Here is a 24,086-nt window from a genome sequence, read left to right as displayed (position 1 = left end):
AGCCCAATAACCCTTTTTAGCCTATTAACTGTGTTAAATCAGATATGCAGCCAGCATGTATTAAGCGGTTAGTCCTATTGATGGAGAGTAATAACATGACACTAGCGCGTTATCAAACGATCAATAAACAGCTGCACAAAACACCCTTAACATATCAACAGGCCTTAGAGTCAAACCGTGCGATTTAAGATAAATAAAGCCGCTATTATTCACGCCAAAAGAACGACGCGCAAATATCTACGTAACGAATTTAGAGATAAGTTATCTCAGGCTAAAATTAGTGTGCAACTTTGTGCACTGGCGCTGCTGTTTGCCATCATAGCTTCTGTGGTGATTATCTTATTCCGTTTAAGCTTAGTGTGGGCAGATCAATACCTGCATTCAGATAGCTTAACCTTAAGCTCAACCTTAACTAATTGGCGATCTTACTTACCAATAATCGGCGCATTACTCATTTGGCTACTGTCTTTATTGGGCTCAAAACGCTATCGGCGCATGGGGATTGCCTATGTACTTCACCGGTTCAAATTACATTACGGTAAGGTACCGCTTCAATCTGCTGCTGGACAGTTTTTTCAAGCATTAATCGCCTTAATGGCTAATTTTTCTGTCGGTAAAGAAGGCCCTGCAATTCACTTAGGTGCGGTAAGTGCCAGTGTTATGGCCGAGAAGTTTTCATTACCAGACAATAGCGTGCGCATTATGTGTGCCAGCGGTATTGCCGCCGGCATTGCAGCAACCTTCAATGCACCGCTTGCTGCGGTATTATTTGTATTTGAAGTGATTGTGCGCGAATACAAAATCCATTATTTCTTCCCAATCATGCTTTCAGCCATTTGCGGCGCGGTATCCAGTCAATTGGTGTTTGGTAATATTCATGAATATGAATTGATTAATGTCATTCATATTCCACTGGATCAATATCCTATTTTGCTGATTGGCGGCCTTGCCTTAGGCTGTGTCGCTGCGTTGTTTAACTATTCACTGCTAAAAGTAACCGCGACAGGTCAGCAATGGCCGTTAATTTATAGGCTGCTTATTGCGGGTGTGATTACTTCATTTGTGGCGCTGTTGCTGCCACAAGCTTTAGGTTCTGGTGATCTGGCGATTAAAGAAGCCATTAGTGAGCATCCTAGTTTACTGTTTTTAATTGCACTGTTGTTGGCAAAAATCTTGGCCACCATCGCTGCTATTGGCTTTGGTGTCCCCGGCGGATTAATTGGTCCACTCTATGGTATTGGCGCATTAGTTGGGGCTATCTTAGCCTTAGTCAGCAGTTTACTGTTTCCATCCATTGCACCTTATGTGGGTTTATATACTGTCATTGGCATGACAGCAATGATGGGGGTTTGTCTGAGTGCCCCTCTAGCTGCATTAGTTGCGCTACTTGAATTAACCAACGATGCGTCGATTATCTTACCGGCGATGTTTGTCACCATTCCAGCATTTTTAGTGGCATACCAGGGATTTAATACTCATTCTATCCTACTTAAACAACTGGATATTATGGGGTTAGGCTATAAGGTTGCCCCACTGAATCAAGGGTTACAAAAGAAAGGTGTTAGGGTACTGATGGATAAACGCTTCGTGATTGTTAACGATGATGACGAACTACTGCTTGAAGTACTTAAACGCGCTGCTGGCCGCCCAGTATTAGTTCGAAATGCTGAAGGCGAAATTGAAATGTTGCGACTTGAAATGCAATCCTTTGAAGATTCAACCACCCTATCGCGTCATCTCATGCCCGGATTACCTGATAGCGCCACCTTAAATGAGGCTTATGAAGCACTGCTCCCAAAACGATCTGGCGAAGTGTATATCTATCGTGATAACACGCAAAAAGTTGTTGGGGTGATCAGTTGGGCGAATTTATTGCAAGAAATTCGCTCAGGGCAAATTTAATTAAACCTCTTTGATCTCATTAGTCCTCAATAGTGTGACAAAGTGCGGCTTAATCTTCACTTGTCGCTCCATATGAGGTGCTTGAGCAAATTACAGCTTCAGATGTTATCTCAGTGGTTCTAAGGCTAATTCGCTGCGGCACGAGCAAATAAATGAGTCTTTCAAACACGATTAAGTTAACGGCCAAAATCATGTCAATGTTCTTGATAACAGCAAGTGAATCTCTGTGTTAAGCACGGTTATTATATTTATCTGGCGGTTATTTTCTGCTACAATTTTGCCTCAGCCACCCTAGACATAATCTCTATAACACCCTATATAATAATACGGTAAAATAGCATGCTGTTCTGGTGAATATTTTGCCCCTAAACTTTGGAAATTAGGCTGATGACGCAGTTCGAAGGTTCACATATCCTTTCAGTAAGCCAGTTAGATCTGGATTCAATTAACACTATTTTCAACGTCGCGAATAAAATGACACCTTATGCTTTGCGTGAAAAACGCACCAAAGTATTAGAAGGTGCCATTTTAGGCAATCTGTTTTTTGAACCCAGCACCCGAACTCGTGTCAGCTTTGGCTGTGCCTTCAATTTACTTGGCGGACATGTTCGAGAAACCACAGGAATGGCATCATCGTCATTATCCAAAGGCGAATCACTTTACGATACGGCTAGAGTACTCTCTACTTATTCGGATGTGATTGCCATGCGTCATCCAGACGCATACTCAGTTAAAGAATTTGCCGAAGGCAGTCGCGTACCTGTAATTAACGGTGGCGACGGACCGAATGAACACCCTACTCAAGCCTTACTCGATTTATTTACCATCAAGAAAGAGTTAAGCCACTCAGGTATGGGTATAGACGGTATGCATATCGCTATGGTAGGTGATTTAAAATATGGTCGTACTGTGCATTCACTATCACGCTTACTGTGCATGCATAAAGATATTAAATTCACCTTGATATCGCCAAGTGAACTATCAATGCCTGACTATGTGATCGCTGACATTGAAAATGCTGGCCATAAGATCACAATAACCGAGCAACTTGAAGGCAATTTGCATCATGCAGATATTTTATATCTGACACGCATTCAAGAAGAGCGCTTCCCATCACAGGAAGAAGCCAATAAGTACCGAGGTAAGTTTCGCTTAAATCACAATATTTATACGCAACACTGCAAGTCAAATACCGTGATTATGCATCCATTGCCTCGTGATTCACGCGCGCAAGCAAATGAACTCGACAATGATTTAAACAGCCACCCAAGTTTGGCTATTTTTAGACAAGCCGATAACGGCTTACTTATACGTATGGCACTTTTTGCATTAACACTTGGGGTTGAAGACCAACTCGAAAAGTATGAGTGCCCAGTAAACTGGTATTCACGTAAAGCCGATAGATAATTGGCACACAATATTAAGGATTAGACATGACCCGTTCCGAGGTTTTATTTGAACAGGCTAAAAAGACCATCCCTGGTGGCGTTAACTCACCTGTACGAGCTTTTAATGGTGTAGGTGGTTCACCTTTGTTCATTGAAAAAGCTGATGGTGCTTATATTTTTGATGCCGATGGTAAAAAGTATATCGACTATGTTGGTTCATGGGGACCGATGATTTTAGGTCATAACCACCCTAAAATTCGCCAAGCAGTGTTAGATGCCGTTGAAAATGGTTTGTCGTTTGGTGCACCAACGGAACTTGAAGTTAAAATGGCTGAAAAAGTCATATCAATGGTGCCATCAATAGAACAAGTTAGAATGGTCAGTTCAGGTACTGAAGCCACCATGAGTGCGATTCGTTTAGCACGTGGTTTTACTAACCGTGACAATATCTTAAAATTTGAAGGTTGCTACCATGGCCATGCTGACTGCTTATTAGTTAAAGCAGGTTCTGGCGCGTTAACCCTAGGGCAACCAAGCTCACCTGGTATTCCAGAAGATTTTGCTAAGCACACGTTAACAGCAACTTATAATGATCTTGATTCTGTACGCGCTATCTTCGAACAAAATCCAACCAGTATCGCCTGTATCATCCTTGAGCCCGTTGCGGGCAACATGAACTGTATTCCACCTGTCGAAGGCTTTTTACAAGGCTTACGTGCCATGTGTGATGAGTTTGGTGCACTATTAATCATTGATGAAGTGATGACAGGTTTCCGCGTGTCTATGAGTGGCGCACAAGGTCACTACAACGTAACACCTGACTTAACCACACTCGGCAAAGTTATTGGCGGCGGCATGCCTGTAGGCGCATTTGGTGGCCGTAAAGATATCATGCAGTTTATTGCACCTACGGGCCCTGTCTATCAAGCCGGTACCTTATCTGGTAACCCAATTGCGATGTCTGCTGGTTTAGCCCAAATGGATGCATTGTGTGAACCCGGTTTATACGAAGCGCTTGCAGATAAAACGAAACGCGTTGCGGAAGGTTTTAAAGCCGCTGCAGACAAACACGGTATTCCATTAAATATTACTTATGTGGGTGGTATGTTTGGTTTCTTCTTTACTGAAGATAACACGCCAATGACCTCGTTTGCCCAAGTCACAAAATGCAACATGGAACACTTCCGTCATTTCTATCATGCCATGTTAGATGAAGGTATTTATTTAGCGCCAAGTGCTTATGAAGCGGGTTTCATGTCAATGGCTCACGGCGATGCTGAAATTGAATATACTCTGGCCGCTGTTGATCGTATTTTTGCTGCAATGAAATAAATCAACAGACAGCTCAAGCTAAGCAGTCTTTTGGTAACAATAAAGAGGATAAATAACCACGTTATTTATCCTCTTTTCATTTGTGTTAACAAACTCCAATTTCTTTTCACTGTATTGCTTTTTTATACGCTACTTTGGTCGATTATTGACAAAATAACTGTGATCTCAGTTGCGAAATCCCTCGTTGTGTGATGTGATCGCCCCGCCAAACGGAAAGCTTAATTAAACCTTAACGCTAGGGCCAAATTAGGTTAGCAAAAATTCATGGTAATGATGTTGATTACCTACAACACAAAGTTGGAATTGCAGTCATGCTACATACTTTTCTTATCTCACTTGCGGTACTTGCATTGCTCAGTATCGTGTTCGAAGAAGTTACCCATATAAATAAAGCAAAAACCACCCTATTCCTTGGCTGTATAGCTTGGATTACCTTGTTCATAGCTTCTGGTAGCCCAGAAAAAAGTAAAATCGTGGGCGAAAACCTCAACGAAAACTTATTAGAAATTGCTACATTATGGTTATTTTTAATGTCGACCATGACTTTTGTGGCCTATCTTAATGCTAAAGGCATGATCCAAGTATTGGTTCAAAAAATATTTCCGCAGCAAGTCTCTGTGCGAATGTTGATGATGCAAGTCGGGTTATTCTCATTAGTACTGTCGACTTTTTGTGACAACGTCACTGCCACTCTGGTGTCATTAGGTTTACTAACAACCTTTAATTTAGATAAACAAATGCGCCGCCGTATGGCCGTGTTAATTATCTTTGCGGTAAACTCTGGTGGGGTGGCATTAATCACGGGTGATGTGACTACCTTGATGATTTTCCTCGCCGGTAAAGTGCATATCTCAGAATTGTTAATCTTGTTTATTCCAGCAGGAATTAGCGTCATGGTCCTAGCAGTATTGTTTTCACTTAAAGCCGAAGGACATGTAAGCACTACGCCTATCGAGCAAAATTACAATACGGTTGATATTGTCATCGGAGTCATTTTCTTTACTACCATAGTATTAACCATGGTACTTAACGTGCTGTTTGGTATTCCGCCGGTATTGACCTTTTTATTCGGCTTATCGGTGATGTTCTTAGTGGGCCGCACCAATAAAAGTAAAAGTGAAGAAGTTCAAGTATTAGAATATATCCGTCAGGTTGAATTCGATACTCTATTGTTCTTCTTAGGTATCTTGTTACTCGTTGGCATGCTTAAAGAAATTGGCACCTTACATTTATTAACCGAAGTGTACGGCATGTATAACCCTAGCATTTCTAACTTTTTCACTGGCGTGGGTTCTGCCCTGTTAGATAACGTGCCATTAACCGCAGCGTTATTAAAAGCCGATCCGGTTCTAACAACAGCACAATGGTTAGGACTGACTTACTCTGTTGGTGTCGGTGGATCGTTATTAATCATAGGTTCTGCATCAGGCATCATTGCCATGAGTAAAGTGGAAGAGCTCACATTTGTCAGCTACTTAAAATACGTACCAGCATTACTATTATGTTATTGCATCGGTTATGGATTAACCTTGTTTTTAGCCAATAACATTCATGGTTAATATGGCGAGTTAATTCAACCTATAACACTAAGGCGCAATAAGCGCCTTAGTGTTATTTATCGATTGAGACTAACAAACTATATAACGAAGTTGCGATAGGTTTGTTGAGGTAAGTATGGTAAACCGAGATTGAAATACTTGTGCTAAAGCAGCATCTAAATAGCCGGCACTCTAAATTGTTCACCGTTAATTTCTAACACTATATCCCTAGGCCTTATCTCAACAATGGTAAGCTTATTCTGAATCATATCGCCCTGCTGTAACTCAACACCATCGACATTTAGCCAACGATTGTTTGGTTCAGATGAATATACATGGGCATTAATATTAAACTCAGGCACTTGTAACTGTACGCTAGCAGGTAAATCACCATATTTAGGAATTTGTAGATTGGTAGGTCGAGGAATAGGATCGAGCTTTTCCTGCGTCACTTGCTGATTTGCAGACTGCTCATATTCAACATCTTTTAGCGCGGTTTGAAATGCGGCTAACAAGTTATTGCGCTCATCAATTGAGGGCTCTTTTACCGAAGCAAAATCGACCTCTTCAGCCGCAGCATTAACTTGCAGCCTTAATGCTTCTAGTTCAGCTTGCCCACGTCGATTCGCATTGGCGCCTAATATAATAGGTTCGGCATTATTCGTCAGATTAGAAGACGCACTGCGTCCCGACACTTGATGGGGTTGATCGTCAGTTTGTTGAGCCATTGCCTGAGCATCGTCATTACGACCCCAATCCTGATTACGCGCTTCATTATCTGATGCCGATTGATAACCTGACTCCATAGGTTCAGCAGCAGTGTTCTCAACATTACGCTGCAAAGTACCCAAGGATTGATAACTATTTTGAACAAGAGGTTGCGCAATAGGCAAAGCCACTTTACCGGCTAATCGCACTCCATCATGGCCTTGATCTATGGCACTCTGATTACCGCGTGGCAGCTCACGAGATCCATTAGCAGCTACCGCATCAGCAGATAGGGTTGACGGGGCTACAGCCACGGTATCAGCCACGGCTAACGGTGCATTGTAACGCTCAACGGGTAAGGCAACAGTTTGCACACTAGGCACTGCAGGATGTAGCAACAAACTCATGCTCCAAGCCGCACCAACACCAAACGCAATAGATAACGCCAGCAGAGTGAATTTTCGGGTGTTGGCTGATATTTTCGGCGGCGGAGAATAATTGGCTCTGGGCGTTAAAATAACATCAACAATATTTTCTTGTTGCTGCTTTTTACGGTTAACAGCGTCTAATAAAATTGACATTAACTGCGCTCCGAAGATGCACTCAAACGCGGGCCTTGCTGGCTTAAATATAAGTTCAGTTGTACTAAGGTTTGATTGCCAGCAATACCATCAGGCTTTAGGCCATGCTGACGCTGAAATTGCATTAATTGCTGTTCTAATTCACCATCGAATTGCGTCAGTAAGCGTGCTCGGCGTTTATTGACTGACGCTAAGCTATTTTCTAACCACTGTACTTGCGCCAAACTCGAAGACTGACCGATTTCACGGGGTAATACACCGTCTGGTTGCCATAGAATTTCGAAGGTACCGCTAAAATGACGATCAAACCAATCTTTGTTGACCCAGAATTGTTGCTCGCCCAATTGCAATAAAATTTGCTCCACTTGGCGCTCTACAATCACCCCATAAAACACATTTGCCTGAGCATCTTGCAAATACACCACAGCAGGATAATTTAACCGCATAATACTGTACCAATTACCTTGTTGCTGGTAACAGGCTAAATCTTGTTGCTGCGCAGCCTGGCAGGCAGATAAACCAATGATAGGCTGTTTATTCCATAAACCAAATAACCCGGCAAAAGCATTATCAATGCTACTGCTTTGTAACATAGCTTGACGCAAAATCTGTTGCTGCGCGTTAACAACTGGCGGGCTGGTTTGTAGTTGCGATGTCGATGCTGTAATAGATTGATTTGTGGCACTAGGAATAGTGGCTAACGCTGGCGGATTAACAGACTGCTGCGTTTGATTGCTAGCTAATGCTGTATTGGAGTTAAGGCTATCGTCATTAGCCGAGCGATTAAACAGATAAAACGACAAACCAAATGCCAATACCAGCGCTGTTGCTGCAACAAATGGCCAACGCTTATCGCTAGGAGCATCAATATCACCTAACACTTCAACGGCGGCTTGATTAACCATCTTGTGATCAATCGGCACCTTAGCTTGACCATAACCAGCCATTAGCGCTCGTTCACATAATAAGTTAGTCAAGCGTGGAATACCGCCAGAGTGCTTATGTAACGCGGCTATCGCTTTACGGGTAAATAAAGGCTCGTGCCGACCCGCTACTTGTAAACGGTGCAGAACATATAAGCCAATTTCATCTTTATTCAATGGTAATAGATGGTAACGAGCGGTGATCCGCTGTGCTAACTGGCGAAGATCTTGGCGTTTTAACAGTTGCTGTAACTCTGGTTGGCCAATCAAAATGACCTGCAACAGTTTTTTGGTATTGGTTTCAAGGTTAGTCAGCAAACGCAACTGCTCTAACACCTCAGAACGCAAATGCTGCGCCTCATCAATAATCAGTACGGTATTACGGGCATTTTTATGATTAGTGAGTAAGTAAGTACTGATGAGATCGGTCAGCTGTTTTAAGGTCGGATTTTCGCCATACTTAATTTCCAACTCATCACACAATGTCGCCAAAAGCTCTAACTCGGTAAGTGATGGATTAAGAATAAATGCCGTATCTGTATTTTCCGGTATTTGTTGTAATAAACAACGTGAAACGGTAGTTTTCCCTGTACCAACTTCCCCCGTCAACAATACAAATCCACCTGTTTCACCTAACCCGTAAGTTAAGTGTGCCAGCGCTTCGCGATGACGATCGCTCAAGAACATATAATGAGGGTTAGGCGCAATTGAGAATGGATTATCGTTTAATCCATAGAAGGCTTTATACATTCGACCAAAAATCCTTATTTGAAACTGACGGCTCACGTTAATGCTTGTGCAACAGCTTGTCAAAAGTTAGCCGTAAAAATCTAACTCTGATAAGATTTAAGCAACTTATTATTACACGTTGTGGTACGCCATGAAGATTTATTTAGTCGGCGGGGCCGTGCGCGATACACTTCTTAAACAAACTGTTGTCGACAAAGACTATGTGGTCGTTGGCAGCAGTATTGACGAAATGTTGGCTCAAGGCTATCAGCAAGTTGGAAAGGACTTTCCGGTTTTCTTACACCCAAAAACTCAACAAGAATATGCACTGGCGAGAACAGAGCGTAAAACAGGTAAGGGTTACCAAGGGTTCAGCTGCGATGCTAATAAAGATGTCACTCTTGCTGATGACTTACTGCGCCGCGATTTAACCATTAATGCCATTGCACAAGATAGCGAAGGTAAACTCTATGATCCCTACCATGGCATTGATGATATCCACGCCAAAGTACTGCGCCATGTATCCGACGCCTTTATTGAAGATCCCTTGCGCGTATTGCGAGTGGCCCGATTTGCGGCTCGATTTCATCACTTAGGTTTTACCATTGCAGCTGAAACCTTACAGTTGATGACCGATATCGCCAATAGTGGAGAATTAGAGCACCTCACGCCAGAACGCGTATGGCAGGAATGCGATAAAGCATTAAGCAGCCAAAGTCCGCAAATATTTTTCGCCGTTTTAAAGCAATGCCAAGCATTAACTGTGTTATTTCCAGAAATTGATGCGTTATTTGGCGTCCCCCAACCAGTAAAGTGGCACCCAGAAATAGACACCGGCGTCCATACGCTGATGGTTCTGGAGCAAACCAGCCTACTAAGCAGTAATAAAGCGGTCCGCTTTGCAGCATTAGTACATGATGTGGGCAAGGGGTTAACCCCAAAACAAGAGTGGCCGAAACATCATGGTCACGGCCAAAAAGGCTTAAGCATCATTAAAGCACTTTGCCAACGAATACGCGTGCCTAATGAATACCGTGATTTAGCCCTATTGGTCAGCGATCAACATCAGAATATTCATAATGCTTTTGAACTGAGGGCTGAAACCATCGTTAAACTGTTTGATAAAGGTGATTTCTGGCGTAAACCGCAACGGTTAACAGAGCTTTTATTATGTTGTCATGGCGACATAAGAGGACGAACTGGATTTGAACAAGCAAGCTATCCGCAAGCTGAATTTTTACAACATTGCTATGAGTTGGCCAGCAACGTAGATGTGCAATCAATTATTAGCGCGGGTTACCAAGGATCGCAAATTAAAAGCCAACTTCAACTAACGCGCTCAGAAACAGTTAATAGTTATATAAAACAAAGAATTGAACAATAATAGTTACATCAGTAATCGTCTATTTAGGTTTTTATGTAAAAAAGCGGAAAAATGCAATTTTTAGCGGAGAATAAGCAATAAATCACTAAGATTTATATAAAATCGATAAATAATGATGCTTTTTGCCCAGCCAGCTTGCAATTTTCTTTTATTTCGCTATTTTAATTAAACAATGTTAAGTTTGCCTATAGCAAATTAAAAAATCTGTGACATAATTACGCCGTTGCAAAGGCACATGCCGTTGCACTATTTAACAACCTATATATTAAGGGATTTACCCATGAACAAGAAAGTACTGATGATTGCTGGTGTTGCGATGACTGCTTTATTAGGTGGTTGTGCTAACACTACTGCTTTAGAAGAAAGCGTAGCAAACCTAGGTAACAAAGTTGATCAACTATCAGCAGAAGTTGGTTCTTTAAAGTCTGAGCAAAGCAAGCTATCTGCCGATGTTAAAGGCGCTAAAGCTGCTTCTATGGACGCACAAGCCGAAGCTAAACGTGCTAATGACCGTTTAGACAACATGGCTTCTTCTTACAAAAAGTAAGAACTGCTATTAAAAATTAGCTTATTTAATAGGTTGATTATTAGGGCTTGATTGTTGATTCCACTACTTTGTAGTATTTCAACATCAAGCCTTAATTATTTGTGCTTATTTAAAATGAGGTATCAAGCGAAAAATCTAAACACCGACGTCTTCTCGACAGCAATTTTTTTACGATTTAATCTATATCGCCTTCAACCATTTAGCCTTTGAAAGCAATCTATTCCAAACCCTCGCATTAGCACTTATAGCGCCTAACCACTAAGCGCCCTAGCCCTTTAACGCTCTCAGCACATTGTTGTCATTATCGCTTATCAGCCTTCTCGCTCGTTACCTTTTCGACCATTTATAGACGTTTTTTTAGGACTAAAATTTGCCAATTAAACTCTAAATCGGCAATCGCAGTCGATTTCACTTGATGCTTTAGCTGATCATTTGCACGCCATCCAAAGACCGACATATCAAGTAATGTTAATGCCTGCTCACCAGTAACAGATTGAACGAATACAACTTGTTGCTGCGATTCAATTTCAACATCGTTGGGTAAATTGAGTTGAAGCGGCTTCTCAACTAAGTCGGGATAAACTTGTTGTTTTATCTGCCATAAATGGCGAACACCCGGCTGTAAAAGCACAATACGTCCATCATCTTTTAAAATTCGAATGCACTCTTTACCTTTTAGAGGTGAATCAAGTACTGTGACAATGTCGATTGATTGCGCGTCAAAGGGTAATTTTTTTAATGCTAACAATAATAAATTAGCTGGTGTTTCAGCTTTAGCGGCTGCGAAAATAGCATTTTCAGCATCGGTAATTCCCCAATGCTCACATGACACATTTGCTTCAGCTACAGCTGGAACAAGCTGACGTAAATAGAAGCCATCGGCACACTGGTAATCGATATGCTGTAATTGGGTTTCACCACGTGAGGTACACAAATCCAACAACACGGTTTGGAGTTGCTTAATTAGCGGTGCAAACAAACCTGACTCTAATAAAAAATGTCGTCCGCGCATTTGCTGGCGAGACTCCACTTGTGGCTTAGACTTAGCCTTAGTGTTGCTCAGTAGTGGCCAATAGCCATTAGAATGCTTATCAAAATGATGTTTATTGTCGCAATAAAATCCCGATGAAGCTTGATGTTGCTTGAGTGGAGCAGAACACACTGGACATAATAAAGATAACGTCATAATTACACTGATAGTTAATTAAAAGAGCATAAAACAAAACGGGTTGATACCAACCCGTTTTGCAAACAAAGGTCGCTTAGATGCTTACCTAAAGATAGAGTAATCCAAGCAATACCGCACCAAGAACCAGTCGGTATAATACAAACGGTGTCATGCCTATTTTGCTAATAAACTTTAAAAAGAAATGAATACATAAATAGGCTGCAACAAAGGATACAACAATACCTAAACCAAGCGCTTGGTAATCGATAGGTGCTGGGCTAGTCACTAAGTCTTTGGTCACCAATAACGCTGCCCCAAAACTTACCGGCACAGACATCAGAAATGAAAATCGTGCAGCAGCTTCACGGGTCAGCCCTAACATCAGTGCGGCTGTCATGGTAGCGCCTGAACGTGAGGTCCCAGGGATTAATGCCATCGCTTGAGCTAAACCAATAAGCAACGCTTTTTTCCAGCCCATTTGAAATTCGTTTAACTGCGCTTTCGACATTCTATCGGCCAACCACAGCAACAGACCAAACACGATTGTTGTGATAGCGATGACTAAGGTATTTCTAAAATGGGTTTCTATAAAATCTTTGGCGGTAAAGCCAACAATAACCGCAGGTATCGTGGCTAAAATAATCCACCAAGCGAGTTTACTTTCTTGCGTTTGTTGCTTAGCGACTAAACTGATAAACCAAGCTTTAGCCAGTGCCACTATCTCATGACGGAAATAAATCACTACCGCAAATAAAGAGCCAGTATTTACCGCAACATCAAATGATAATCCTTGATCAGCCCAACCTAAAATTTGCGACGGTAAAATTAAATGTGCCGAGCTAGAAATCGGCAAAAACTCAGTCAGCCCTTGGATTAATGCCAGCAAAATAACTTGTAACGTGTCCATATCTTTCCTTTGTAAGAAATTAACTTATTGATGAATAATTAATATTTAACGGGTAATAATTCGGCTGGGAACTCGAAGGTAATAGGCCATAACTGCTGGCGTTGCTTGTCATAGTCTTGCCAAAGCGCACCATAGGTCTGTAGCGTGACCGGATGGGGTAACTCAGGGGCAATTTCAGCTAAAGGCCATAAAACAAAGGCATTAAACAAAATTTCGCCGCGGGGAAGTTCTACCGGAATGTTACAAATCACATCGTCATAGAGCAGCAAATCAATATCAAGGCTTCTAGGGCTAAATTTTTTCTCACCTCTGATACGGCCGTTGTCTTGCTCAATTTTCTTAAACGTTGCCACAACCTGTGCAATCGATAATTCAGTATCAGCAGCGGCAACCATGTTTAAAAAATTAGTGCCTTTGAAGCCAACCGATTCACTCTCATATACGCGTGATAATTGTAATGGGCCAAAATATTGCTGTAAATCAACCAAACCGGCTTTAAGATGTTGCTCAGGAGAAATATTGGTGCCCAAGCTAATGTAAATACGTGCCATTGACTGACCTAATGCTAAACGAAAAAATAAAATAACACTTAAATGTTACCGCGTTCAATCTCAACACCAACAGAAACCGCATGAGGTATTGCCCCGGGCTTCATCACGACCACTTTAACCCAAGGCACATTGAACTCTTGTTGCAAACAATGGGCAATCATTTCAGCGACAGTTTCAATCAACTCAATCGGATTTTCAGTGATCAGTGCGGTTAAACGATTCGATACGGTTTCATAACACAAAGCATTTTCGTAACTATCACTAGCAGCGGCAAGACGATTGTCCCATGCCATATCTAAATCGATAAGTAATGTTTGATGGATCTTTTTTTCCCACTCATAGATACCAATTATGGTCTCTATCGCTAGCTGACGGATGAGTACTTTATCCATATAATTCCTACCTTAATCGACATAAAAACTTTCAAGAACATCCTAATCAAACTTAATTATCGATTATATGCTTAATAATCCACATTTAAGCTTTTTCCTAATCAGTTAAAGCAGTAGGATAGGCGCTATTGTGCAATTAATATCAACGAAATGGTTAATGTTAACGCAAAGGTGGCTTCAGAGGATACTGAAAATCACTTGCCCAACAAATCAATGCGCGATGATACCCTAAGAAGAGTAAGGAAACCAATTTGAACGCCGTTACTGTCACCGTGTTGATGATCATTGCCGCCTACCTAGCGGGTTCGATCTCAAGTGCCATACTGGTTTGTAAAATAAGAGGTTTACCCGATCCAAGAACCAGCGGTTCCGGCAATCCTGGGGCCACTAATGTGCTTCGCATCGGTGGAGTCAGTTCGGCAGTATTAGTATTATTTTTTGATATGCTCAAAGGCGCCGCGCCCTCTTACCTTGGCTATAAAATGGGACTTGATGCGGCATCATTAGGCTTCATTGCTGTCAGCGCCTGCTTAGGGCATATATTGCCAATCTTTTTTGGTTTTAAAGGCGGTAAAGGTGTCGCGACCGCTTTTGGTGCAATGGCTCCCATTGGTGGAGATTTAGCCCTTTGCCTAATCCTGACTTGGATTGTATTTGTGCTGTTAACGCGCTATTCATCTGTGGCCGCTATGGCAACGGCCACCTTAGCGCCTTTTTACACTTGGTGGTTAGATGAACGCTTCATCCTTCCTGTCGCTATGCTATCAACGCTAATTTTAATTCGTCACAAAGACAATATTGGCCGTTTGCGTCACGGTGAAGAAAGCAAAGTCTCACGAAAAAAATCCATTAAAAAACCCGATGCCAAATAGTATCAGGTTTTCATTAATAGCAATCGTAGAATCACTTGCTAGACTAAGCTACCAATCGCATAAACTCATCGATTAATCGACTGCAGGTAAGGTATCCAAAGGCCACCTTGGTTGGCCTTTAACCGCGAGTCCTTCAGTGTGTCCAGCACGTAAGCGCTGTAATCCAGCATAAGCAATCATGGCACCATTATCAGTACAAAACTCTCCGCGAGGATAATATACCTGCCCACCTAGATTAGTCATCATTTCGGCTAATGATTCACGTAAACGAGTGTTCGCACTCACACCGCCAGCGATCACTAATCGCTTATAACCTGTCTGCTTTAAAGCTCGTTTACATTTAATCGCTAAAGTATCAACAACGGCTTCTTCAAAAGCACGGGCAATATTGGCACGAGTCTGCGGATCGTTAGGCTCTTTAGCAATCGTGTTTGCGGTAAATGTTTTTAAGCCTGAAAAACTAAAATCTAACCCAGGTCTATCGGTCATTGGGCGCGGAAACTTATAGCCTACTGATAAGCCTTTTTGAGCTAACTTGGCTAAGCGAGGGCCGCCAGGATAATCTAATCCCATTAACTTGGCTGTTTTATCAAAAGCTTCACCGGCCGCATCATCTACAGACTCGCCTAACACTTGATAACGACCAATGCCTTCAACTTGTACCAACATTGAATGACCACCAGAGACTAGCAAAGCTATGAAAGGAAATTCTGGCGCATCATCTTCTAACATAGGCGCCAGTAAATGCCCTTCCATGTGATGTACACCAACAGCAGGTTTGTTCCAAGCATAAGCTAACGATCGCCCTACACAGGCTCCTACAAGTAAGGCACCAATGAGGCCAGGACCTTTAGTGTACGCTACGCCGTCGATATCATTTAAGCTCGAATTAGCTTGCGCTAAGGCCTGTTTGATTAAAGGCACTATTTTACGAACATGATCACGAGAGGCAAGCTCAGGCACAACACCACCATAGTCGGCGTGCAATTTAACTTGGCTATACAGCACATGTGACATTAAGCCTAATTTATCATCATAGACTGCTATCCCAGTTTCATCGCAGGATGTCTCAATACCAATAACGCGCATAATCTCTCGTCTTCATTAAAATAAGGCCGCCAATTCTACCCGTCTCTGCGTCAATACTCCAATATTTCAGAATTAAATAACACGGAAGATGAATAAGAGTTTCGGTTAACAAATCCCAGTTATAAGCTTGTTTTATACAAACCTAATGCTCAATTTAACCATTAGGTGACGATAATTTCGCTAATCATGATGCGCTTTATTTAACGCAGACCATACTGCTCTGAGACTAAGGCAGATGCGGCGCAGTTATCCAAGATGACCGCATTTTGATTCACTATCACAAAATAGCACGATGAGCCGCTCCCTAAAGAGAAAATCAAGTCAGGGGGTTTACAAATGGTCACCGCTCGGTGTAAAATTCCGCACCATTTTAAATAGCCTTTGGTTTGAGTTAAATCACTAAAAAAGTTTAGTCGATTTAGTCATCCAGCATAACTACACCTAAGGGGTGATGGCGTATGCCAATTATTAAAGTACGTGAAAACGAACCATTCGACGTAGCTCTTCGTCGTTTCAAGCGCTCTTGTGAAAAAGCAGGTATTCTAGCTGACGTGCGTGCTCGTGAATTTTACGAGAAGCCAACTACTGCCCGTAAGCGTGCAAAAGCAGCTGCAGTTAAGCGTCTAGCTAAGAAGCTTTCTCGCGAAAACGCACGTCGCGTACGTTTATATTAATCTCATTATGAACTTAACCGAACAGCTAAAAGACCAAATGAAAGATGCTATGCGCGCTAAAGAAAAAGTGCGCCTAGGAACAATTCGTATGGCTCTTTCTGCCATCAAACAGATTGAAGTGGATACCCGCGAAACACTGACTGATGAACAGACAATAGCTGTATTAACCAAGATGGTTAAACAACGCCGCGATTCGATTGCTCAATATGAAGCAGCGAATCGTCCGGAGTTGGCAGAGGCAGAAGCAGAAGAAATTCGAGTAATCGAAAACTTCTTGCCTACGCCGCTAACCGAAGATGAAGTTGCAGCGATTATCGATGCAACAATTATTGAGGTTGGTGCTGGAACCATGGCGGATATGGGTAAAGTAATGGGAGCATTAAAATCTAAAGTTCAAGGCCGTGCAGATATGAGTGCCATTGGTACAATGATCCGCGCTAAATTGAAGTAATCAATTTTTAATGTTGAATAAGCCGTGCACTTGCACGGCTTGTTTGTTTAAATCAGTTGATAAAGTAAATTCGAGAACAACAGCAATCAATGGCGATACCTCGTGATTTTATCAATGAGCTAATAGCTCGAGTAGACATAGTCGATCTAATCGATCGTAAAGTGCCGTTGAAAAAAGCCGGTAAGAACCATTCGGCTTGTTGTCCTTTTCATAGCGAAAAATCACCCTCTTTTACCGTCAGTAGAGACAAACAGTTTTACCACTGTTTTGGCTGCGGTGCCCATGGCAATGCTATTGATTTTGTCATGGAATATGATCGCCTAGAATTTGTTGATGCCATTGAAGAAATTGCCGGTCAACTTGGTCTTGCAGTACCACGAGAGCAAGGCACAGGAAAAAGACCTGATCAAGGATTAAGTCGAGATTTATACGAACTGATGGAAGAAGCCAACCTCTTCTATCAAAGCCAGTTGAGGCAGCACACAGACAAACAGAAAGTTATCGACTATCTTGAGTTTCGCGGATTATCGACTGAAGTTGTTGAGCAGTTCGGCATTGGGTTTGCTCCCGATGGTTGGGATGGTTTACTGGGGCGTTACAGGCAAAATGTGCCCGCCCAAGATAAATTACTGACAGCAGGCATGTTAATTGCCAATGATAGCGGTAAACGCTATGACCGTTTTCGCGACAGATTAATGTTCCCAATACGCGATCGTCGTGGTCGTGTGGTTGGATTTGGTGGAAGAGTTTTGGGTGACGGTACCCCAAAGTACTTGAATTCTCCAGAAACGCCCATATTTCATAAGGGTAATGAACTTTATGGTTTATATGAGCTAAAACAAAAGCACCGTGACCCTCAGCATGTATTAATTGTTGAAGGATATATGGATGTTGTCGCCCTCGCCCAGTTTGGGGTTGATTATGCCGTCGCATCCTTAGGTACCTCGACTACAGCTGAACAATTTCAGCTTTTAGTGCGTAGTGCAAAGCAAGTGATTTGTTGTTATGACGGTGATCGCGCCGGCCGAGAAGCCGCTTGGCGCGCACTAGAAACAGCACTACCACTGTTAAAACCAGGTGACCAGGTCAAGTTTATGTTTCTGCCGCAAGGTGAAGACCCAGACACTATGGTACGCAAAATTGGCAAAGAGGCCTTTGAAGCCTTAATGCAACAAGCCATGTTACTGCCCGAGTTTTTATTTGACACATTGAGTGCTAACCACGGGACAGACAAAGGGGCATTAGCCAAGCAAGCCATTGCGCTAACTGAAAAGGTACAAGATACCGTCCTACAGAATTTATTGTTAGAAAATTTAGCCCATAAGTTAGGCATGAACAGTGCCGATGATTTAAAGAAAAAATTAGGTTTTACGGTAAAAAAAGTAAAACCATTAAATGCTAAAGGCTTACAAGGTCGCGGCACGCCATTAAGATTGGCCATTGCCCTCCTAGTCCAAACCCCCAGCTTAGGCTTTGGTTTGGCAAAACAGCCAGCACTAAATCGATTACAAATGACCGGCATAGAATTGCTCAATCATTTGTTAGATATAACTCGAGAGCAAACGTTAAACAGCGCACAACTACTTGAAATGCATAGAGAGCATGACCAAAAAAGCACTCTAATTAAGCTAGCCCAATGGGATCATCAAGTGGCGGATGAAAACGTACTGCCAGAGTTTAAACAAACCCTGATTTGGTTAAACAACCAATATATTGAACAACGATATCAGGAGTTAAGCCTGAAACAGGCTTTAACGAAAGTTGAAAAAATACAGCTAACTAAGCTGATTTCTATAATGAAAGGCATAGCGAAGTAGTTCGCAGCTTATTCGTTAAGAATATGCGAACAAACATTGCCATGGACTAGCTAAGGTTAGCCCACACAGCTATAATTGACGATTTGCGTGCCACTTAGCATAGCTAACTGGCCTATCGTTTTATCAGTTCCCCAAAATTGGATGATATCTATGGATCACACTCCGCAGTCGCAACTCAAACTGTTGCTCGCTAAAGGTAAAGAGCAAGGTTATTTAACCTATGCAGAAGTGAACGACCACTTACCTGCAGACATGGTCGATTCCGATCAGATTGAAGATATTATCCAGATGATAAATGACATGGGTATCCGCGTTTTTGAAGAAGCGCCAGATGCCGATGACATGATGATGTCGGAAGACAACACAGACGAAGATGCTGCAGAAGAAGCAGCGGCAGCTCTCGCAACCGTAGAAAGTGAGTTAGGCCGAACCACAGACCCTGTACGCATGTATATGCGTGAGATGGGCACGGTAGAGCTACTTACCCGCGAAGGCGAAATTGTTATTGCTAAACGTATCGAAGAAGGTATCAACACTGTACAGAGTTCTGTCAGTGAGTACCCTCAAGCGATTGCAATGATCTTAGAACAATTCGATAAGTATGAAGCTGAAGAATTGCGCTTGTCTGATATTATCTCTGGATTTATCAATCCTGACGACGATGACGTCGCCCCTACCGCCACCAACATTGGTTCTGAATTAGCGGACTCTAAAAAAGATGACGATGATGATGACGATGATGATGATGACGATGAAGAAGAGGAAGAAGGCAACAAAGGGCCTGATCCTGAAGAAGCTAAAGAAAAATTCACTCAACTTAGAGAAGCCTACGAAAAAAGCTTAGCGATCATTGCCACAAAAGGCCGTGACCATCCTGAAGCGATTGGCTCATTATTTGTTATTGGTGAATTATTCAAAGAATTCCGTTTAGTACCAAAACAGTTTGATCGTTTAGTTAAAAGCATGCGCAACATGATGGACCGCGTTCGAATTCAAGAACGCTTGGTCATTAAACTGTGTGTTGAACAAGCTAAAATGCCAAAGAAAAACTTTATTAAAGCATTCACTGGCAACGAAACAAACTTAGATTGGTTCAACAAAGAAAAAGCCAGCACCAAACCTTACGCTGAAGGCTTGCGTATGATCACTGATGACGTCACACGTTGTGTGACCAAGTTAGGTGCTATCGAAGTTGAAACAGATTTAACCATCGCAGGCATCAAAGACATTAACCGTCGTATGTCTATCGGTGAAGCGAAAGCGCGCCGTGCGAAAAAAGAAATGGTTGAAGCTAACTTACGTTTGGTTATCTCGATTGCTAAAAAATACACCAACCGTGGTTTACAGTTCTTGGATTTGATTCAAGAAGGTAACATTGGTTTGATGAAAGCGGTAGACAAGTTTGAATACCGTCGTGGTTACAAGTTTTCGACTTATGCAACGTGGTGGATCCGTCAGGCAATCACTCGTTCAATCGCTGACCAAGCGCGTACGATCCGTATTCCAGTACACATGATCGAAACCATCAACAAGTTGAATCGTATTTCGCGTCAAATGCTTCAAGAAATGGGCCGTGAGCCGTCTCCTGAAGAATTGGCAGAACGTATGATGATGCCTGAAGATAAAATTCGTAAGGTACTGAAAATCGCTAAAGAGCCAATCTCAATGGAAACCCCAATCGGTGACGATGAAGATTCGCATTTAGGTGATTTTATCGAGGACACTACCCTCGAGCTACCATTAGACTCAGCCACAAGCGAAAGTCTAAAGAACGCTACACACGAAGTCCTAGCTGGCCTAACAGCCCGTGAAGCAAAAGTACTGCGTATGCGTTTTGGTATCGACATGAATACCGACCACACGTTAGAAGAAGTGGGCAAGCAGTTTGATGTAACACGTGAACGTATTCGTCAAATTGAAGCTAAAGCGTTACGTAAATTACGTCACCCTTCTCGCTCAGAAATCTTAAAGTCGTTCTTAGACGAGTAAACGTAAGGTTTACGCTCTATAGCAAGACTATAAAAACCCAGCATATGCTGGGTTTTTTTATATAGATTGCCAAGCTTGCCACTCGATAAACGGTTCAGGTAGTGAATAACATGGGTATGACATCCGTAAAGCTAAAAAAGCCCACGCTATTTCGTGGGCTAATGAATATCAATATAAGCGTATTAGTGCTGTTTTTTGCTAGATGCTTTATCGAGTAGCGTTAAGATATTTTTATACGGAATACCTGAGTGGGTCGTTAACCCAACATCACAGGTTGCTGATACTGAGTAACCATGAGTACAACCTTGATCTTTAGTCTCCTCTTTTAAATGACGAAGACCATGCTCATTAAGCTCAGGGTAATTCATACCGCGGTTACCCGCCATGCCACAACACCCAACCTTCTCAGGCACCACAACCTCGGTAGCACAAAGTTTGGCAAGCTCAGTTAACTTACCAGCCATACCAAGCTTACGAGTGGTACAGGTTGGATGAACAGCCACTTTATCAACAACTTTGTTTATGTGTAGACGATCAACCAAGAATTCAAAAGCAAACTCTTCAGGGCCATACATCTGTAAACGGCTATCACAAGCTCGGCGCATCCGCTCAAGACAGGCAGTGGTGGCCACTAAAATTGGGTATTCACCATTGTTAGACGCCTTTAATAACCACACAGAGAGCTCATCAGACTTACGATCAGCCGCTTCGTCGTGACCATAAGACTCCCAAGGCTGACCACAACATAAGCCTTTGGTCTTCTCACCTAGGATCATCTCGATATTAGCCTTTTCGAATAGGCTCACAATCGTTTCAGGCAAAGAGCGCTGATCATCATGTTTAGCACTGGTGCCCATCATACGGTTCAAACATGCAGGGAAATAAACAGCTTTCATGTCACCAGAGGTTTTAGCCGTTGGTAAAGCTTTGCCCCGTGTCGGCATACCTTCAGTCCACAATGGGATCGGCATGCTAGGCATAATCTTACGAACGATTTTAGTGATTGCCCCCATACCTGATTCGCCAATCACTTTACGGCTAATGTCAGTGGCACCTAGCGCAAATCGAGCCACAGATTCCATGCTACCAAAACGATCGGCAGTAAAATCAGAAATTTTCTTATCCATATTACTGGCCCCTTCGGCCCGCAATACTTTCATATATTTACCGGTATCAATTGCCATTGGACAACCGAGTTTACACAGGCCATCTGCAGCGCAGGTGTCGATGGCAAAGTAAGGATAGTTCTTCTTTAGGTCAGCCAAGACGTCAGGCTCATCACCTGTGGCTTCTAAGGTTTTCATGACACGCGCAACAGCAGTACGTTGACGTGGAGACAAGGTTAAGCCATGGGCCACACAATGCGGTTCACAAAATCCACACTCAATGCATTTATCAACAATATCATGCACTTTTGGCATGGGCTTAAAGCCTTTTGCGTGACAGAGTGGGTCATCGTTAATGATGACCCCTGGGTTTAAAATACCGTTTGGGTCCAGGGTTTTCTTAACTCGCTTCATCAAGTCATAAACCGCGCTCCCCCATTCTTTTTCAACGAATGCAGCCATGCCAAAGCCTGTACCGTGTTCAGCTTTAAGCGATCCGTCATATCCAACAACTAGATCAGCCATTCCTTGCATAAAGCCTTCGAAACGTTCCACTTCAGCTTTAGTAGAGAAGTCCTGAGCGAAGATAACGTGATAGTTACCTTCAAGGGCATGACCATAGATCACCGCATCATCATAACCATGGGCAAAAGATAAGTTTTGTAAATCTATGGTGGCTTGTGGCAACACCTCAATAGGAAAGGCGATATCTTCGATAATACAAGACGTACCGACTGGGCGCATTGAACCGGCCAGCGGGAAAATGGCTTTACGAATGGCCCACATATTAGTGACAACTGCTGGATCTTGGGTGAACTCGACATCACGATACAAACCGTGCTTAGCCATAATCACTGACATTTTAGCAACGTTAGCATCAATCTGCTCCTGACTGTCGCCAAAGGTCTCGAATAATACCGCCGTCACATCTTTGTGAACATGTTTTAGAAAGTCTGGCGTTTGATATTTAGATTGAGCAACAGCCTTGAGGGCAAAGTTATCTAATAACTCGGCAGCATTGGTTTCTTTGAAGGCATCTCGTCGCAGCTCAACAATGGCCTCACAAGCTCCACGAAGTGAATCGAAATACACCATTGCCGACGCAGAAAAATTGTTTTTAACCACACTGTTCATGGTGATTTCAGATAAGAACCCTAGGGCACCTTCAGAGCCAACCATCAAGTGTAAAATAATGTCGATAGGATCGTGATGATCAACGAAAGAGTTCATACCAAAACCCGTTACGTTTTTAATCGAATACTTACGCTTGATACGGTTAACGAGTTCCTGATTAGCCATGATTTCGTCACGAATGGCTTCGATACCTTTGATGATATCAGGATGCTGTTGCTTAAACGCTTCACGACTTTGCGCATTTGCGGTGTCTAAAATCGAGCCATCGGCAAAGATGATTCGTGCAGAGTCGATTAATTGATAAGAGTTATGATGCGTACCACAGTTCATTCCAGAAGCATTATTAGACACAATCCCACCCGCCATTGCAGAGGCTATGGTGGCCGGATCTGGCCCAAATTTCCATCCCAGAGGCGCCAGCGCACTATTCAGTCTAGAACCTATGACTCCGGGCTGCATTTGTACCTTCTTGCCCGCTTCTAGCACCTTAAAGCGATTCCAGTGAAGGCCTGCAACCATCAAAACTGAATCAGAAATAGCCTGACCACAAAGCGCTGTACCTGCAGCCCTAAAGGTCACTGGAGTCGCACTCTGATAACATTGCGCCAATACTTTTGACGCCTCAGCTTCATCTTTAGTGTGGACAACCATTTGTGGACGCTTTTGGTAAAAAGAAGCGTCTGTACCCCAAGCTACGCGGCGTATGTAATCGGTATGAACTCGAGAAGGCTCAAGGAGTTGGCCTAATTTATCGGCAAGCACGGTCAAATTAGATTGCAACATGTGTGTATCCCCATTCATGTCATCTATATGTGAACAGAGTCATAGTAGACTCCATCTAAAACGTTATGCCGACTTTGCACCGTAACTTGATGACCTCGACATAGCCAAGATAAGCATTTTG

General features: G+C 42.6%; 19 protein-coding genes. 11 read left to right on the top strand and 8 right to left on the bottom strand.

Annotation, left to right across the window (positions count from 1 at the left end):
- Positions 1-177: 177 nt before the first annotated feature.
- The 4 genes from H5164_RS00915 (at position 178) to nhaD (ending at position 6,181) form a co-directional block, all read left to right on the top strand.
- Complete coding sequence (locus tag H5164_RS00915; protein WP_124017066.1) at positions 178-1,902, top strand: chloride channel protein; 1,725 nt, start codon at positions 178-180, stop codon at positions 1,900-1,902.
- 387 nt (positions 1,903-2,289) lie between these two features.
- Positions 2,290-3,309, top strand: a complete 1,020-nt coding sequence (locus H5164_RS00910) for an aspartate carbamoyltransferase (RefSeq protein ID WP_124017065.1) — start codon at positions 2,290-2,292, stop codon at positions 3,307-3,309.
- Positions 3,310-3,335: 26 nt separating this feature from the next.
- Complete coding sequence (hemL, locus tag H5164_RS00905) at positions 3,336-4,622, top strand: glutamate-1-semialdehyde 2,1-aminomutase (protein ID WP_124017064.1); 1,287 nt, start codon at positions 3,336-3,338, stop codon at positions 4,620-4,622.
- Positions 4,623-4,933: 311 nt separating this feature from the next.
- Positions 4,934-6,181, top strand: a complete 1,248-nt coding sequence (gene nhaD, locus H5164_RS00900) for a sodium:proton antiporter NhaD (RefSeq protein WP_124017063.1) — start codon at positions 4,934-4,936, stop codon at positions 6,179-6,181.
- A gap of 155 nt (positions 6,182-6,336) precedes the next feature.
- Here nhaD and H5164_RS00895 read toward each other — a convergent pair whose 3' ends face one another.
- Both H5164_RS00895 and H5164_RS00890 read right to left on the bottom strand, forming a co-directional pair.
- Positions 6,337-7,449 carry a general secretion pathway protein GspB gene (locus H5164_RS00895; RefSeq protein WP_182754307.1) on the bottom strand — a complete coding sequence of 371 codons (1,113 nt, stop codon included), beginning with the start codon at positions 7,447-7,449 and terminating at the stop codon, positions 6,337-6,339.
- Positions 7,449-9,122 (bottom strand): ExeA family protein, encoded by a 1,674-nt coding sequence (locus H5164_RS00890; RefSeq protein ID WP_182754304.1) that lies wholly within the window; start codon positions 9,120-9,122, stop codon positions 7,449-7,451. The genes H5164_RS00895 and H5164_RS00890 overlap by 1 nt, the downstream gene beginning before the upstream one ends.
- Before the next feature lie 130 nt (positions 9,123-9,252).
- On the opposite strand from H5164_RS00890, the gene H5164_RS00885 reads away from it, so the two are divergent.
- Positions 9,253-10,485, top strand: a complete 1,233-nt coding sequence (locus tag H5164_RS00885) for a multifunctional CCA addition/repair protein (RefSeq protein ID WP_182754301.1) — start codon at positions 9,253-9,255, stop codon at positions 10,483-10,485.
- 280 nt (positions 10,486-10,765) lie between these two features.
- Positions 10,766-11,032 carry an Lpp/OprI family alanine-zipper lipoprotein gene (locus H5164_RS00880; RefSeq protein ID WP_124017059.1) on the top strand — a complete coding sequence of 89 codons (267 nt, stop codon included), beginning with the start codon at positions 10,766-10,768 and terminating at the stop codon, positions 11,030-11,032.
- Positions 11,033-11,375: 343 nt separating this feature from the next.
- Here H5164_RS00880 and H5164_RS00875 read toward each other — a convergent pair whose 3' ends face one another.
- The 4 genes from H5164_RS00875 to folB all read right to left on the bottom strand — a co-directional run bounded on the left by H5164_RS00875 (position 11,376) and on the right by folB (position 14,050).
- Positions 11,376-12,218 carry a putative RNA methyltransferase gene (locus H5164_RS00875; RefSeq protein ID WP_182754298.1) on the bottom strand — a complete coding sequence of 281 codons (843 nt, stop codon included), beginning with the start codon at positions 12,216-12,218 and terminating at the stop codon, positions 11,376-11,378.
- 88 nt (positions 12,219-12,306) lie between these two features.
- Positions 12,307-13,107, bottom strand: a complete 801-nt coding sequence (locus H5164_RS00870; protein WP_124017057.1) for an undecaprenyl-diphosphate phosphatase — start codon at positions 13,105-13,107, stop codon at positions 12,307-12,309.
- A 38-nt stretch (positions 13,108-13,145) separates the two neighbouring features.
- A complete protein-coding gene (gene folK, locus H5164_RS00865) occupies positions 13,146-13,658 on the bottom strand; it encodes a 2-amino-4-hydroxy-6-hydroxymethyldihydropteridine diphosphokinase (protein ID WP_124017056.1) in 513 nt (170 codons plus the stop codon).
- Between the two features lie 38 nt (positions 13,659-13,696).
- Positions 13,697-14,050, bottom strand: a complete 354-nt coding sequence (gene folB / locus H5164_RS00860; protein WP_182722506.1) for a dihydroneopterin aldolase — start codon at positions 14,048-14,050, stop codon at positions 13,697-13,699.
- A gap of 278 nt (positions 14,051-14,328) precedes the next feature.
- Here folB and plsY point away from each other — a divergent pair, with 278 nt between their 5' ends.
- Positions 14,329-14,922, top strand: coding sequence for a glycerol-3-phosphate 1-O-acyltransferase PlsY (gene plsY / locus H5164_RS00855; protein WP_371697747.1), 594 nt, complete (start codon positions 14,329-14,331; stop codon positions 14,920-14,922).
- 72 nt (positions 14,923-14,994) lie between these two features.
- Here the strand turns inward: plsY and tsaD are convergent, their stop codons facing one another.
- Complete coding sequence (gene tsaD / locus H5164_RS00850) at positions 14,995-16,011, bottom strand: tRNA (adenosine(37)-N6)-threonylcarbamoyltransferase complex transferase subunit TsaD (RefSeq protein ID WP_182698996.1); 1,017 nt, start codon at positions 16,009-16,011, stop codon at positions 14,995-14,997.
- Positions 16,012-16,469: 458 nt separating this feature from the next.
- On the opposite strand from tsaD, the gene rpsU reads away from it, so the two are divergent.
- The 4 genes from rpsU to rpoD all read left to right on the top strand — a co-directional run bounded on the left by rpsU (position 16,470) and on the right by rpoD (position 20,942).
- Complete coding sequence (gene rpsU / locus H5164_RS00845) at positions 16,470-16,685, top strand: 30S ribosomal protein S21 (RefSeq protein WP_006080725.1); 216 nt, start codon at positions 16,470-16,472, stop codon at positions 16,683-16,685.
- Between the two features lie 7 nt (positions 16,686-16,692).
- Positions 16,693-17,136, top strand: a complete 444-nt coding sequence (locus H5164_RS00840; RefSeq protein ID WP_124017052.1) for a GatB/YqeY domain-containing protein — start codon at positions 16,693-16,695, stop codon at positions 17,134-17,136.
- A gap of 89 nt (positions 17,137-17,225) precedes the next feature.
- On the top strand, positions 17,226-18,953 hold the full coding sequence (gene dnaG / locus H5164_RS00835) for a DNA primase (protein ID WP_182754292.1): 1,728 nt from the start codon (positions 17,226-17,228) through the stop codon (positions 18,951-18,953).
- A 150-nt stretch (positions 18,954-19,103) separates the two neighbouring features.
- Complete coding sequence (gene rpoD, locus H5164_RS00830) at positions 19,104-20,942, top strand: RNA polymerase sigma factor RpoD (RefSeq protein WP_124017050.1); 1,839 nt, start codon at positions 19,104-19,106, stop codon at positions 20,940-20,942.
- Between the two features lie 182 nt (positions 20,943-21,124).
- Here rpoD and H5164_RS00825 read toward each other — a convergent pair whose 3' ends face one another.
- Positions 21,125-23,965, bottom strand: a complete 2,841-nt coding sequence (locus H5164_RS00825; RefSeq protein WP_182754289.1) for an FAD-binding and (Fe-S)-binding domain-containing protein — start codon at positions 23,963-23,965, stop codon at positions 21,125-21,127.
- Between the last annotated feature and the right edge of the window lie 121 nt (positions 23,966-24,086).

It is taken from the genome of Shewanella sp. SG41-3, assembly GCF_014164545.1.
In the GTDB taxonomy this organism is placed as follows: domain Bacteria; phylum Pseudomonadota; class Gammaproteobacteria; order Enterobacterales; family Shewanellaceae; genus Shewanella; species Shewanella vesiculosa.
The sequence above is the reverse complement of the archived record's forward strand: the minus strand, read 5'-3'. Positions and strand labels throughout refer to the sequence as shown.

Excerpts from the sequence above, each read along its gene's own strand:
- hemL (WP_124017064.1), top strand. The coding sequence starts at position 3,336 with ATGACCCGTTCCGAGGTTTTATTTGAACAGGCTAAAAAGACCATCCCT.
- plsY (WP_371697747.1), top strand. The coding sequence starts at position 14,329 with ATGATCATTGCCGCCTACCTAGCGGGTTCGATCTCAAGTGCCATACTG.
- tsaD (WP_182698996.1), bottom strand. The coding sequence starts at position 16,011 with ATGCGCGTTATTGGTATTGAGACATCCTGCGATGAAACTGGGATAGCA.
- H5164_RS00895 (WP_182754307.1), bottom strand. The coding sequence starts at position 7,449 with ATGTCAATTTTATTAGACGCTGTTAACCGTAAAAAGCAGCAACAAGAA.
- folB (WP_182722506.1), bottom strand. The coding sequence starts at position 14,050 with ATGGATAAAGTACTCATCCGTCAGCTAGCGATAGAGACCATAATTGGT.
- rpoD (WP_124017050.1), top strand. The coding sequence starts at position 19,104 with ATGGATCACACTCCGCAGTCGCAACTCAAACTGTTGCTCGCTAAAGGT.
- nhaD (WP_124017063.1), top strand. The coding sequence starts at position 4,934 with ATGCTACATACTTTTCTTATCTCACTTGCGGTACTTGCATTGCTCAGT.
- dnaG (WP_182754292.1), top strand. The coding sequence starts at position 17,226 with ATGGCGATACCTCGTGATTTTATCAATGAGCTAATAGCTCGAGTAGAC.
- H5164_RS00885 (WP_182754301.1), top strand. The coding sequence starts at position 9,253 with ATGAAGATTTATTTAGTCGGCGGGGCCGTGCGCGATACACTTCTTAAA.
- rpsU (WP_006080725.1), top strand. The coding sequence starts at position 16,470 with ATGCCAATTATTAAAGTACGTGAAAACGAACCATTCGACGTAGCTCTT.
- H5164_RS00890 (WP_182754304.1), bottom strand. The coding sequence starts at position 9,122 with ATGTATAAAGCCTTCTATGGATTAAACGATAATCCATTCTCAATTGCG.
- folK (WP_124017056.1), bottom strand. The coding sequence starts at position 13,658 with ATGGCACGTATTTACATTAGCTTGGGCACCAATATTTCTCCTGAGCAA.
- H5164_RS00870 (WP_124017057.1), bottom strand. The coding sequence starts at position 13,107 with ATGGACACGTTACAAGTTATTTTGCTGGCATTAATCCAAGGGCTGACT.
- H5164_RS00875 (WP_182754298.1), bottom strand. The coding sequence starts at position 12,218 with ATGACGTTATCTTTATTATGTCCAGTGTGTTCTGCTCCACTCAAGCAA.
- H5164_RS00825 (WP_182754289.1), bottom strand. The coding sequence starts at position 23,965 with ATGTTGCAATCTAATTTGACCGTGCTTGCCGATAAATTAGGCCAACTC.
- H5164_RS00840 (WP_124017052.1), top strand. The coding sequence starts at position 16,693 with ATGAACTTAACCGAACAGCTAAAAGACCAAATGAAAGATGCTATGCGC.
- H5164_RS00910 (WP_124017065.1), top strand. The coding sequence starts at position 2,290 with ATGACGCAGTTCGAAGGTTCACATATCCTTTCAGTAAGCCAGTTAGAT.
- H5164_RS00880 (WP_124017059.1), top strand. The coding sequence starts at position 10,766 with ATGAACAAGAAAGTACTGATGATTGCTGGTGTTGCGATGACTGCTTTA.